This window comes from Streptomyces sp. CA-251387, assembly GCF_050936625.1.
GTDB lineage: Bacteria > Actinomycetota > Actinomycetes > Streptomycetales > Streptomycetaceae > Streptomyces.
The window spans coordinates 1,154,577-1,167,665 of record NZ_JBNJMJ010000001.1; the positions used below are offsets into that span (position 1 = coordinate 1,154,577).

Genomic DNA, 13,089 nt, shown 5'->3' on the forward strand with positions numbered 1-13,089 from the left:
ACAAATTATCCATCGATGATCGAGGGCAACGTGTCGGCCAACGGTGTGGCATCGAACTTGTACCCGTTCGGCGCCGCAAGTGTCGGCGAAGCGCCCGAGCGTGACGACGCGCTGGTCAGTGCCATCGTCGGTGCCGTGGAGCTGGCCGGAGCGCATGCCGGAAGCGTGTTTCTGCTCTCCGGCGACCACCGCTCGCTCGTAGTGGCCGCGTCGTGCGGGTCGCCGCCCTCCCTGCTCAGCGGGTGGCGTCGGATCCCGGTGAACAGCGGTCTGCCAGTGGCGGAGGCGTACCGCTCCGGGCGCATGATCCATCTGGCCGGCGCGGAGGAGACGATGCGGCGCTTCCCGCAGCTCTCGGTCGCCCTGCCCTACCCGTTCGGCTCCGCATCGGTCCCCGTACGGGCGGGCGAGCAGACCTTCGGCACCATGGCCGTGGTGTGGACGGCCAGGCCGGACGGGACAGGGCTGTCGAGGGCGCAGCGCAGGCAGCTGCGCTCCGCCGCCGACCGGCTGGGCACCACCCTCGCCGGACTGCGGGCCCGCGGCGCGCTCGGTGAGTACGACGAGCGGACGGCTCCGGTAGTGGTCCCGCTGCCATCCGCTCCGGTGATCCGGGTGGGTCTGTTCGACTGGAATCTCGACACCGGAGCCCTCACGGCGGACGACGAGCTGTGTGCGATCTTCGGAATGCCGCCCCGCGAGTTCGACGGACGGGCGGCCACCCTGGCGGCCATGATCGAGCCCGCGGATCTGCCCGGCTTCCGGTCCGCCGCCCGTACCGCGGTCCAGGAACGCCACGTACTGGCACACTGCCTGCGCATCCGGGACGGCCGCGGAGGCCACCACACCGTCGAGCTGTGGGGCCGGGTGCCCGAGAGCCCTGACGACCTGGAGGCTTCGGCCCATCTGGTCGGCGCCGTACTCGACTCCGGGAGCCGCATGGCCGCTGTGGCGGCGATCGAGCAGCTCACGGACGGCTTCTTCGCGCTCTCGCCCGACGGACGCCTCGCCTACGCCAACCACAGCCTGGAGAATCTGCTGCGGGTGAGCCAGGACGAACTGCTCGGCCGACGCCCCTGGGACGTCCTGCCCTGGCTGGCCGATCCCGTGTACGAGGACCGCTACCGGGCCGCCCTGGTCTCCCAGCAACCGGTCTCCTTCCTGGTCCGCCGCCCACCGGCCACATGGCTGGTCTTCTCCCTCCACCCGGGCGCTCAGGGCATGACGGGGTGGGTGGCACCCGTGCGACAGCCCGTACCGGCCGACACCGGCCCCGGTGCACCCCTCGCGGAAGGGGGGCCGCCTGCATCCTGGTCGCCTCCGCCCGCGGCCCCGCGCGTGGGTTCTCTCTACCGGGTGCTCACGCTGGGCAGCGCGCTCACCGAGGCGGTCACCGCGCACGAGGTGTTCGAGGCCGTCGCCGAGCAACTGCTGCCCGCTTTCGGCGGTCAGAAGCTGGCGATCGCCGTGGTGGAGGAGCAGCGCCTGCGCCTGCTCGATCAGCGCGGCTACTCGAAGCGCTTTCTCACCCGGTTCGAAGGCACTCCGCTGCATGCCCGTCTCCCCGTGACGGACGCGCTGACCTCCGGGACCCCGCTGTTCGTCGAGTCCCGTGAGGAGCTTCTCGAGACCTACCCCGGGATCACGGTCAGTCCATCCAACTCCTGGGCGTTCCTGCCCTTGATCGCCTCGAACCGCCCGGTCGGCGTCTGCCTGCTCGGCTTCGACGACGTCCACCGATTTCCCGACGAGGAGCGCGGAGTCCTCACCGCGCTGGGCGGCCTGATCGCCCAGGCCCTGGAACGCGCCAGGCTCTACGACGCCGAATTCGCCCTCGCCCGCGGCCTGCAGAACGCGCTGCTGCCGCACCGGCTGCCCACACTGCCGGGCCTTGATGTCACCGGGCGCTATCTTCCGGGCACCAGAGGGATGGAGATCGGCGGCGACTGGTACGACGTCATCCCCACCGGCGACGAGGTCGCGCTGATCGTCGGGGACGTCGAGGGGCACAACGTCGCCGCCGCGGCCGCCATGGGCCAGCTGCGCAGCGCGGTGCGGGCCTTCGCCACCGCCGGCCACCGGCCGAGCGACGTCGTCGCCAACACCAACCGGCTCCACATGGACCTCGACCCGGCGCTACTCGCAAGCTGCTGCTACGCCCGGCTCCATCCTCGCTCGGGGGTCTTGCGCATCGTCCGTGCCGGCCACGCCCCGCCCTTGCTGCGCCTGCCCGACGGGCAGGCCGAAGTCCTGGATGTGCCCGGCGGCCCTTTGCTCGGCATCGACACAGCGGCACAATTTCCGGAGTCGGAGCTGCGCCTCGTACCCGGGTCGGTCCTGGCCCTGTACACGGACGGACTGATCGAGAGGCGTGACTCGGACATCGATTCCGACGTCGACCGGCTCCGGGCGTCACTGGCCCGCATGGGCGGGGGCCGCCTGGAGGATCTGGCCGACGGGCTGCTGCGGGACGCCCGCCGGTCCGCCGACAGGGCGGACGACATCGCCCTCCTGCTCACCGAGTACGCCCCGCCACCGCAGACGGCGACACAGCCGGCGTCCGCACACGCCGGCTCCGGCCCGCCGCCGTGAGGCAGCAGGCTCTCCGACGCCGCCGTCCCTGCCCCGGATCTTCCGGTACCCGGGTCCTGGCACTGTCCCTGTTGGCTGACCCCCAAAGGGGAGCACCGCAGCGCGGGTCCCGTCGATCTCCTGCTTCTTCCGCCGCGGCGGAAGAAGCAGGACTCACCCTGCTCCACTTCGACCACGACTTCGAAACCATCGCCCGCACGACAGGGCAGTCGGTCCGCATGATCCACCTCAGGCAGTAGCACTCCACAGAAGCACGGACGGAGACCAGGCCTCTCACCGGGATGACGGCGCTGCCCGCGTCCACGCCGGTCCCTGCCGTACCGCGCCCTCGTCGCGTCCGCCCCCACCCTGACCAACGCGCTGGATCGTCCGGTACGGACCGTCTCCCAGACGCTCAACCTGAGCCGCCGCGGCAGCCGGGTGATCCAGACGTCGCGGAGCACTCGGGGTGAGCACCGACTACTACATGCGCCTGGAACAGGGCCGCGAAGGACACCCGTCGCAGCAGATATTCAAGGCCGTCGCACGAGCTCTGCAACTGGACGACGAAGCGGTGGCCCACCTGTATCGCATGGCCGGCCCGACCACCCGCCGTACGCGCCGGGCGCCCCGCGTCGAACGCGTCGCCCCGCACCTGCGGCGACTCCTTGACACGTGGAGCGACACGCCCGCCTTCGTTATGGGCCCCGCACTGGACATCCTGGCCTGCAACCGGCTCGCAAGCGCCCTCTACGCCGGCTTCATCCAAGCCGACAATCTGCTGCGCATGACGTTCCTGGACCCGGCCGCGCGGCACTTCTACCGCGACTGGGACCGAGCCGCCGAGTCGACCGTGGCCGCACTGCGGTGGACGGCCGGTATCGACCCCGAGGACCCGCGGCTGAACCAGCTCGTAGGCGAACTGTCCATGAAAAGCGCCGACTTCCGCGTCTTGTGGGCGCGCCACGACGTGCGCGGCAAGATCCGTGAGGCCAAGCTCTTCCACCACGCCCAGGTCGGCGACCTCGAACTGCACTACAGTCCTTCACCGTCAACAGTGCCCCCACCCAGCAGTTCGTCGTCTACCAAGCCGAACCGGGCAGCAGCTCCGCCGACGCCCTCGCCCTGCTCGGCTCGCTCAGTGCCGGCCCCGTACCCGCACAGGACACGGCGACAGGCGCCGTCTCCGACTGATGCACGCTCACGGTGGTGAGAGGCCCAGCCCCGGCCCCGCGCTTCCTGGGTATGCCAGGGCCGGGCCCACAATCATGCCGCGCACCTCGGACCGGCTCCTGCGGCCTGGATCCTGCACACAGCCGACCCCGCGGATGCGGCATGGCCGGACGCCTGGACGTCCCGTCCACCGGCGGCCTGCATTCCCCTCGACTAGGTTGGGGTCATGAGTGACGGCACTCCTTTGGGAGACTTCCTCAGAGCACGGCGCGAAGCCCTCAAGCCGCAGGACGTCGGCCTGCCGGCGCACGGGCGCAGGCGGGTGCCGGGGCTGCGCCGCGAGGAGGTCGCCATGCTCGCGGGTGTGAGCTCCGACTACTACATGCGCCTGGAACAGGGCCGGGAGACCAGCCCGTCGCACCAGATGATCGACGCGATCGCCGCCGCACTCCGCCTCGACGACGAGGCACACGACCACCTGCGCAGACTCACCCGTGCGCCCCAGGAGCGCCGCGGCGTTCCCGCTGGTCACGAGAGGATCAGCGCCCAGCTTCTGCAGCTGATCGACAGCTGGCCCGACACCCCCGCCTTCATCCTGGGACCGGCCCTGGACATCCTGGCGCACAACACGCTCGCCGCGGCCCTGCACAGCGGATTCCAGCGGTTCGACAACCAGGCCCGCATGGTCTTCCTGGACCCGGCCGGGCGTTCCTTCTACCAGGACTGGGACAAGGCCGCGAACTCGTGCGTGGCCGAGCTGCGCGCGGCCTACGGATACGACCCCGATTCCCCGCGGATCACCGAAGTCGTCGACACGCTCTGCGCGAAAAGCCCCGAATTCGCAGAGCTGTGGGCGCGGCACGAGGTGAGGGGCAAGTCGCAGCAGGCGAAGAACCTCGCACACCCCGAGGTCGGCGCTCTGGAGATCCAGTTCTCGGCCTTCACCGTCAACGGTGCCCCGCACCAGCAGCTGGTCGTCTACCAGGCCGAGCCGGCCAGTGCCACCGCTGCTGCCTTCGCCGAACTCCGGTCCCGCGCCGGCCGAGGGGAATCCGCACAGGTGGTGCAGGGCGAATCCGGCCGGGTTCTCAGCGACACCTGACATCCTGTGTGACGCGCATGCGACACGGGCCCACGACCACCACGGAGAATCGGCTGCGCTACCTGCGCGAGCTGATGACACCGCCCATCGCCGGCGCGCCCCTTTGGTGGCTCGATCTTGCGCGAGAGGGTCCGTCAGCAAGCTGACGGACCCTTCTTGGCCGTTCTGAGCGGAAATCTAGGCTTGTGAGCAGGTTGACGGCGCGAGCACAGGGCACATCGCATCGAGCCATAGCCGGTCCTGGAACGAACGGCCCCGACAAGAATTAGGCGTGACCCCTCAGCCGTGCGACCAACTGCCTCCTGCCTTGGCGCGCTTGTCGCCCTCGCGGTAGAGCACCAGGTGCTCGTGGAAGAGAACGCCGTCGCGGATGTCGCCGGTGGCGGTGAAGCCGGTGTCGTCGGCGTAGTCGATGTGGTTGCCCGTGACGGTGTAACGGCCGGTGTAGGCACTCTGCCCCATGGTTGGCCCGGCAGCCGATGGCAACCAGGCCGCCGTCTCCCCAGGTGCGGGTTTCCTGGGGGCGGCGCACCCACGATGGCGAGTGGAACGGCGCGGCGACATCAGGATGCCGACACAGGCGAGTCTCCCGAGCCCTGTCACGAGCAGCGGGGTCGACCATGGGTGCCGCTCACCTGGGGATACGGCGGCCTGGTTCCGATTCCGCAGCGCGACGAACGTGATGCTCACGCAGCTGCTGTGGCTGCCGAGCATCTGCCTCCCACCTGCACCGGCGCCCGCTTCGTGCGTCGGGCAGACCGATGAGCCGAACTCCCTGAGGAACACCATGACCATCCCCGACAACGTGAGCTGGAACCCGAAGGCCCTCGACGAGATCGTCTCGAACGACGGTGGCCGTCCCGTCCTGTTCACCAACGCCCGGATCGTGACGATGGACCCGCTGATCGGGACCATGACCGGCGCCGACCTCCTGTTCGTCGGCTCTCTGCTCGTGGGCGTCGGCCCGGGCATCATCACCGCGGCGGGCGACGACAACGCCATCGTCGTCGACTGCACGGGCACGACCATCGTCCCCGCCGTCGTGGACACCGTCGCGCTGGTCGGCGGACGCGGCCACCGCTCCGAGTACGTCAAGACACTGACCCCGCGCAACACCACCGACTTCCTGGTGGTTTCCGACGAACTCGCCGCCGACGTACCGAGCGCGGTGGCCACCCTCATGACCCGGCCGGAGCAGGTCCGTGCGCTGGTCGCGGCCGGCCGGCCCGTCCTGTGGGCCGGCACCGACGTCCCCGGCCGGGCCACCGCCCCCGAGGCGGGCACCCCGGCCGCACCGGACCTGACCGGCAGCCCACGGGTCGGCGTCTGGATCGACAGGAACGACTTCCTGCACCAGGAACTCACCGTCGACGGCCGCTACGACGAGGCCCGGGGCGGTCGCCCGCACGCCTACCAAGGCCGTTTCTGGATCGACGGTGACCGCATCGACTACCTCGACGACCTCGGCTTCTGGGCCTACGAAGAGTTCCAGGGCGACGAACTCCACCACGCGGGCTACGTCATGAAGCTGGGCTGACCTCTGCGCCCATCGGCGCCCCCACAGTCCCGATCCTGGGTGCACGACACCTGGGGAAACCGCGACCTGGTTGCCGGAGCGGGCGGGACCGAGGCTGGTATTCGAGCAGCCTCGGCCGCCCCCGGCGACCCACCCCCCAGCCCCCTCCCGCGGACGGGCCCTTCTTTCAGCCCTGTCCGCCGTACGCAAAGAAGACCTCTCATGAACGTCAACGACACCACCAGCGCCGCCGTACTCGAAGAGCTCCGGCGCCGCCCCGTCGGTCAGCGACGCATCCTGTTCACCGGCGCGACCATCGTCACCATGGACCCCGACCTCGGCATCATCGAGGGCGGCGACCTCCTCGTCGAGGGCGACACCATCACCGCCGTCGGCCGTGGCCTCGCCGCGGACGATGCCGTGGTCGTCGACGCCACCGGCACCCTCCTCAGCCCCGGCTTCGTCGACACCCACCGGCACGCCTGGGAGGCCCAGCTGCGCCGGATCATGCCGGACGTCGACGACCTCGGCGGCTACGTCATGTCCACCCTGGCCGGCTACACCACGGTCTACCGGCCCGAGGACATGTACATCGGCACCAAGCTGGCCGCCCTCACCGCGATCGACAGCGGCATCACGACCATGCTGGACTTCTCCCACAACTCCCGCACCCGCGAGCACTCCGACGCCGCCATCGAGGCCCTCGTCGACACCGGCGTCCGCGGCGTGCACGCCTCCATGGGCCCGCACTTCGGCGAGTGGGACCGCCAGTGGCCCGGCGACCTGGCCCGCGTCAAGGAACAGTACTTCAGCAGCGACGACCAGCTGCTGACCCTGCGCCTGGCGACGCTCGCCACCGACGAGATCGCCGGACCGGCGCTCGCCTACGGTCCCGAGCTTGCCCGCGTCGCCAAGGACCTGGGCATTGGAGTAAGCGTGGACGCCGTTTTCGGCACGTCCTCCTCCGAGGCAATCCTGCGCTGGGCCAAGGACGGCATCCTCAGCCCCGACGTCACCCTCATCCACTGCACCGGACTGACCCCCGAGGCGTGGAAGGCGATGGGCGCGACCGGCACCACCGTGGCGCTGGCCCCCACCTCCGACGCCCAGATCGGCCTGGAGACCGCGATCCCCGCCGTCGACGAGGCCCTGTCCGTCGGCATCCGCCCCGGACTGAGCATCGACGTCGAAGTCGCCCTGGCCAGCGACATGTTCACGCAGATGCGGGCCCTGCACGCCATCCAGCGGATGCGCGCCGTGAACGCCGCCTACGGCACCAACCAGCAACCCTCCCGCATCACCACCAACGACGTCCTCGACCTCGCCACCCTCCAGGGCGCCCACACCAACGGCCTGGCCGCCGTCACCGGCTCACTCACCCCGGGCAAGAAGGCCGACCTCCTGGTCATCCAGGCCGAGGACTCAACAACATGCCGCTCAACGACCCGATCGGCACCGTCGTGCTGGGCTCCGACGCCCGCAACATCAGCGCCGTGCTCATCAACGGCGCGCCCCGCAAGTGGAACGGCCACGTCCTCGACGTCGACCTGGCCGCCCTGCGCGCCGAGGTCCACGCCTCGCGCGAGTACGTGCTGAACACCCCGACCGCCTGACCATCCTCCTTCATCGTCCCCCGGCCGGGGGAACCCATCGCCCCCGGCGGTGCCATCGGCCGATCGCGTCGCGCACAAACACACGGGGCCGCCACCAGACGCCCCTTTGGCAGTTCCCTTGTCCCACCCCACCACAACCCCCAGGCACACGGCCACGAGCAGGACACCCGACAAACCGCCGGGCTGGGCCCCAGCCGCCCCGACCATCCTCCTGCTTACCGCGCTCGGCGTCCTGATGGTCGGCCAGATGTACACCGTCCTGGCGCTGCTGCACCCCATGGCCAGCGCGCTCGGCACCACACCGGGACAGGCCACCTGGACGGCGACCGCGTTCGGCTTCGCGTACGCCGCCGGATTCCTCCTCTCCGGTAGCCTCTCCGACCGCTACGGACCACGCGCCGTGATCACCGCAGCACTCGTGGCCGCTGCGGCATCCACCGCCGCGGTCAGCGCCGCCCCCAACCTCCCCACGGCCATCGCCCTGCGCAGCCTGCAGGGACTGACTGCCGCGACCTTCGCACCCTCCGCGCTCACCTACGTCGTCCACCACATCGGGCCGCGGCTCTGCCCTCACCTGCATCACCAGCGGCATGCTCGCCGCCGTCATCATGCAGATCCCAGGCCGTCGCGTCCGAGTTCGGCTGGCGCGCGGTCTTCTGGCTCGGTTCCGCCCTGATGGGCCTTAGCCTGACTCCGGTGCGCCGAGTGCTGCGGCCCACCTGGCGCCACGGCACCGGCGGCGGGCTGCTTCAGGCCTTCGCGGCGATGCCACGGCTGCTGCGTCGGCCTCGACTGGGCGCCCTGTACCTGTCCACCGTCGCCCTGATGTCCGCCTTCGTCGCCCTCTACACGGCGGTGGCCATCGCCGGACCGCCGAATATCGCCGGTCACTCCTCCGCGATCCTCGCCCTGCGGGCCAGTGCCCTGCCCGCCCTGATCGCCGTCCCCCTGCTCGCCCCCGTGCTCCAGCGGCTCCTCGCGCCCCTTCGCGCAGTCCTCGCCTTCGCCCTGGCCGCCCTGGCTGCCCTCGCCGTCGCCGCCGGCGCCTTCCTCGGGGGCCACACCGTTCCGCTGGCCATCGCCCTACTGCTGTTCGTGGCCGCCGTAGCGGCAGCGGCACCCGCCATCGTCGGGACCGTCAACGCCAACGCCCCACACGCACGCGGCGCGGCCGTCGCCCTCTACGGATGCAGCATGCTCATCGGCGCCAGCCTGGGCCCGCAGCTCACCGGTGCTCTGACCGGGGTCGGCTTCAGCGGCATTCTGCTCGCCGTCGCCGGGGTGCTCGCCCTGGGCCTCCTCCTCGCCCTGCTGTCCCTCCGTCACCAGCGCACCACGCCACAACCCGAGCCGACGACGAGCGGCACCGCAGCTCGCAGGTAACGCTGAAGCTGGGCCGTTCCTACGGACCGTTCCCCGGCGCTCAGCTGGGGCCGCGGCAGCGGACCAGCGATCCAGACGGGCACAGCAACCCGTTGGCCGACCGCCGAAGGCCCCCAAGCAGCCACCTCCGATCACCGGCGTCCCATCAGCGTCCCAAATCAGGCGTCCACCCGCTCACACAGCCCACCCGCGGCGGCTTACGCCGGTAACGAACTGATACGTCTATGCAGGTCAGAACGTTTCCAACCAACGCCGATCACAACGAGGTTGGACTCACGAGGAGCGGATTCAGTCCGTTGAGTCAGAGCTCTGAATCCGCACTCCTGATGAGACGATTCCGCAGGTCATAGCCCTGCACTGGTGGGGCGGGTGGGACTCCAACCCACGGCCGACGGATTATGAGTCCTTTGAGGATCTTGGCGGGCCTTGCCGATCTACACTCACTCTTGACGTTTTTGCAAGTCGGAGCGGGTGAGCGGTGCCGGGGCTTCCCGGGTCTTGTCAGTCTGTTCCTCTCCTTGTGTCCCGAACGCGTCCCGAATGCGTCTTGGAGGGACAAAGGACATCAGACTCCTGGACGGTTGCTCCAGCTCGGAGAGGGCTCCCGGACCCGTCCGCAGCGGTTTTCCAGTCCCATACGAAGAGGCTCACGCCTCTGGTGTCGGGCCGAGCCTCTTCATTCCAGGCTCAACTCAGGGGTGCTGCTGCACCGTTCGTTCGACCCAACAGCCGCCGCGCCTTGTGCTTCACACAGAGTTCTCCGCCGTTCATCCACCCCGTGGTCAGGCGGCTATCGGCATGGTGATTGCCATGCTGCGCTGCGAAGAGGTCCGCTGCATCACCGCGCGACCATCGAGGTGTCCGACGACCACAACCTTCTGGTCCCGTACTTCGCAGGTCGTCGACAAGGTTCTCCGCGGCAGCCTCGTAGCGTCCGATCTCGACCGGGCCGGACCGAGACAGGTAGCCCTGTTGCGGTTCCGATCGGCGAGCGATCAGCTACGACCGTTTGATCTTCACGATCGGGTGACCTGCGAAGTACGGGTCCAGTCAGAGGTTACGGGCGTTGTCCTCGGGGCGCGGCGCCACGACGTGTGCTTTCCGCTCGCGTCTCCCAGAATGGAGATGTCGTCCCCGGGCGGCGTGGTGTCCCCCTGACGGAATGGGGCAGATTCATGGGGATTATTTCGAGGGGCTTTCACGGCCGGGCGCGCCCAACGGATGTGAAGCTGCCTCCCGGGCAATATCTGACCGAGGACTTTCCGGTGCTGTCGGCCGGCCCCACGCCGAACATCGCACGGGAGCAGTGGGAGTTCACCATCACGACCGAGAGCGGGACGCGCCGTAGCTGGTCGTGGCAGGAACTGCTGGCGCTGCCGAGCGAGCGGCCGACGGTGGACCTGCACTGCGTGACCAAGTGGTCGAAGCTGGGCACCGGCTGGCAAGGGGTGTCGCTGGACACGCTGTTTGCCGATGTGGAGACGGTTGCCGAGTTCGTGCTGGTCCACTCCTACGGTGACTACACGACGAACATCCCGCTGGAGGACCTGCTGGGCGGCAAGGCATGGATCGCCTACCAGTACGAGGGGGAGGACCTCGCTCCCGTGCACGGCGGCCCGGCCCGGCTGCTGGTGCCGCATCTCTACCTGTGGAAGTCGGCCAAGTGGGTGCGCGGCATGCAGCTGCTGACCGAGGACGAGCCGGGGTTCTGGGAGAGCGCCGGCTACCACGACTACGGTGACCCATGGCGCGAGCAGCGGTACCAGGGCGACTGAAGGCGCCCCTGACCTGGCAGGTCGCCCGGCTGGCCGGTCTGCGCGACGAGACGCCCACGGCCCGCACGCTGGCCTTCGACGTGCCCGGCTGGTCCGGGCACCTGGCCGGCCAGCACGTAGATGTGCGCCTGACGGCCGAGGACGGCTACAGCACCCAGCGCAGTTATTCGCTGACCTCGGCACCCGACGGCGACCGGATCGAGCTGACGGTGCAGCGCGTGCCCGACGGGGAGGTCTCGCCGTACCTGGCCGATGTGCTGGAGATCGGTGACCTGGTGGAGCTCCGGGGCCCGGTAGGCGGCTGGTTCGTCTGGCGCCCGGCCGACACCCGGCCGGTGCTGCTGGTGGGCGGCGGATCGGGGATCGCCCCGCTAATGGCCATGATCCGCACGCGCCGCAGCCTCGGCAGCCGTACCCCCTTCCGGCTGATCTACTCGGTCCGCACCCCGGAGGACCGGTACTACGCCTCCGAACTGCGCATCGCGCAGCCCGGTGACGGCGGCCTGGACGTGACCCACCTTTACACCCGGCACACGCCTGAGGGCTGGCCGAGACCAGCTCAGCGCCTGCACCTCGCGGACCTGCAGACCCACGGCTGGCCACCGGAGTTCGAGCCGATCTGCTTCGTCTGCGGACCGACCGGCTTCGTCGAGACGGCCGCAGCCCAGTTGGTAGCCCTGGGCCACGACCCGCGCCGGATCAGAACCGAACGCTTCGGCCCCACGGGAGGCTGACATGAACCGACCCGAGACCACGGACTACGAGGACGGCAACGCGCTCGCCGGCCCTCTGGGCGAACTGTTCACCGCGGACGTCACCGTGGCCTCCGGACGCTGCACCGGCTGTGGGCACACCGCTCTCGTCGCCGAGCTGCGCGTGTACGCGCACGCCCCGGGCATGGTGGCCCGCTGCCCGAGCTGTGACGCGGTACTCCTGCGACTCGTACGGACCCCCGACGCCGCATGGCTGGACCTGCGCGGCACGGTCTGCATGCGCGTCCCGATGTCACCCACATGAAGCCACCGCCCGCGGCAGCGCCGGTTGCTCCTACAGGCTGCCCGGGTCGGGCGTTAGCGGGACCTCCCCGGCGGCCTCGCCGGGCAGGAATAGGCCATCTCTTGGCCGAGCGGCGACGACCACGTCGGCCACGAGCTTGACCGCGTGGCCGTGCGCGTCGTCGGTACGCCGGGCCATGTCCACCAGATCCGGCATGCGGGGTTTCGCCGATGATCCGGCGGACACTAGTCGCCCCGCCGTACTTGCGCGGGGTCCTCGCGCCGAATCTGCTCGGCAGACCGGGCGTCATCACTTTCGATGCGGGCGGCCTCCTCTACAACCCGGCGCACGCTGTCGGCAGGGATGACAACGGCGCCGCTGGAATCGGCATAGGCGTAGTCACCCGGCACAATGCACACTCCGCCGAACTCGACGGCGATGTTGGCAGCGAACGGCATGACGGTGTCGCCACCCCAGCGAGTGGCCTCGCCCCGGCACCAGGTGGCGAACCCGTAACCGGCGAGCTGAGCGAAATCGCGGAGTCGGCCGTCGGCCAGTACCCCGGCAAGGCCATGGTTGCGCAGCCGGGACAACTTGGTGCCACCACCGTGGGAGGCATCCGGACAACCCCCGCTGGACAACACTATGACCTTGCCCTTCGGAGTGTCGGCGACCGCCCGATAGAAGAAGGCGGCAAAACCGAGGCCGGTCTGCGGCAAGTCGTCACGGTAGGGAAGGAACGCGATGGTGGCCACCGGCCCGAACAAGACCCGGTTCGGGGCAGGGCTGACCAGGTCGAGGATGTGCGCGCGGTGCTCGTGGACCCGCCCCATGGCGTCGACCAGCGAAGCGCAGCTGACTCTGTCCACCGACCGGCGGAGATCGTCATTCACAGGGACCTCCTCACCGTTCACCTCGTGAGCCCGCGGTGCCCGCTTCTCGCGCTGTGTGCCATTTAAG

10 protein-coding genes and 3 pseudogenes are annotated in these 13,089 nt (G+C 69.8%); 11 read left to right on the forward strand and 2 right to left on the reverse strand.

Translation table 11 applies throughout. The features are described 5' to 3' along the window. Positions 1-15: 15 nt before the first annotated feature. The 4 genes and pseudogenes from ACQEV2_RS05000 to ACQEV2_RS05015 all read left to right on the forward strand — a co-directional run bounded on the left by ACQEV2_RS05000 (position 16) and on the right by ACQEV2_RS05015 (position 4,846). Complete coding sequence (locus tag ACQEV2_RS05000) at positions 16-2,592, forward strand: SpoIIE family protein phosphatase (protein ID WP_433036928.1); 2,577 nt, start codon at positions 16-18, stop codon at positions 2,590-2,592. A gap of 75 nt (positions 2,593-2,667) precedes the next feature. Continuing rightward, positions 2,668-2,831, forward strand: a pseudogene (locus ACQEV2_RS05005) (PIN domain nuclease); the annotation flags it as partial. A gap of 209 nt (positions 2,832-3,040) precedes the next feature. Further along, complete coding sequence (locus ACQEV2_RS05010; protein WP_433036929.1) at positions 3,041-3,784, forward strand: transcriptional regulator; 744 nt, start codon at positions 3,041-3,043, stop codon at positions 3,782-3,784. Positions 3,785-3,970: 186 nt separating this feature from the next. After that, complete coding sequence (locus tag ACQEV2_RS05015; protein ID WP_433036931.1) at positions 3,971-4,846, forward strand: helix-turn-helix transcriptional regulator; 876 nt, start codon at positions 3,971-3,973, stop codon at positions 4,844-4,846. 279 nt (positions 4,847-5,125) lie between these two features. On the opposite strand, the pseudogene ACQEV2_RS05020 reads toward ACQEV2_RS05015, so the two are convergent. Next, positions 5,126-5,302 (reverse strand): annotated as a pseudogene (locus ACQEV2_RS05020) (Atu4866 domain-containing protein); the annotation flags it as partial. A 331-nt stretch (positions 5,303-5,633) separates the two neighbouring features. Between ACQEV2_RS05020 and ACQEV2_RS05025 the strand changes: the two are divergent. The 7 genes and pseudogenes from ACQEV2_RS05025 to ACQEV2_RS05055 all read left to right on the forward strand — a co-directional run bounded on the left by ACQEV2_RS05025 (position 5,634) and on the right by ACQEV2_RS05055 (position 12,150). Continuing rightward, positions 5,634-6,383 carry an Atu4866 domain-containing protein gene (locus ACQEV2_RS05025; RefSeq protein WP_433036933.1) on the forward strand — a complete coding sequence of 250 codons (750 nt, stop codon included), beginning with the start codon at positions 5,634-5,636 and terminating at the stop codon, positions 6,381-6,383. Positions 6,384-6,584: 201 nt separating this feature from the next. Continuing rightward, positions 6,585-7,975: pseudogene (locus ACQEV2_RS05030) on the forward strand (amidohydrolase family protein). 247 nt (positions 7,976-8,222) lie between these two features. After that, a complete protein-coding gene (locus ACQEV2_RS05035) occupies positions 8,223-8,651 on the forward strand; it encodes an MFS transporter (RefSeq protein WP_433036935.1) in 429 nt (142 codons plus the stop codon). Between the two features lie 20 nt (positions 8,652-8,671). Further along, complete coding sequence (locus ACQEV2_RS05040; protein ID WP_433036937.1) at positions 8,672-9,358, forward strand: MFS transporter; 687 nt, start codon at positions 8,672-8,674, stop codon at positions 9,356-9,358. Positions 9,359-10,533: 1,175 nt separating this feature from the next. Further along, positions 10,534-11,133, forward strand: coding sequence for a sulfite oxidase-like oxidoreductase (locus tag ACQEV2_RS05045; RefSeq protein WP_433036939.1), 600 nt, complete (start codon positions 10,534-10,536; stop codon positions 11,131-11,133). Continuing rightward, a complete protein-coding gene (locus ACQEV2_RS05050; RefSeq protein WP_433036941.1) occupies positions 11,103-11,867 on the forward strand; it encodes a ferredoxin reductase in 765 nt (254 codons plus the stop codon). The genes ACQEV2_RS05045 and ACQEV2_RS05050 overlap by 31 nt, the downstream gene beginning before the upstream one ends. A 1-nt stretch (position 11,868) precedes the next feature. Then, on the forward strand, positions 11,869-12,150 hold the full coding sequence (locus ACQEV2_RS05055; protein WP_433036943.1) for a DUF6510 family protein: 282 nt from the start codon (positions 11,869-11,871) through the stop codon (positions 12,148-12,150). A 224-nt stretch (positions 12,151-12,374) separates the two neighbouring features. On the opposite strand, the gene ACQEV2_RS05060 is transcribed toward ACQEV2_RS05055, so the two are convergent. Next, positions 12,375-13,022: an RraA family protein gene (locus ACQEV2_RS05060; RefSeq protein ID WP_433036945.1), complete on the reverse strand. Its 648-nt coding sequence runs from the start codon at positions 13,020-13,022 to the stop codon at positions 12,375-12,377. Positions 13,023-13,089 lie beyond the last annotated feature (67 nt).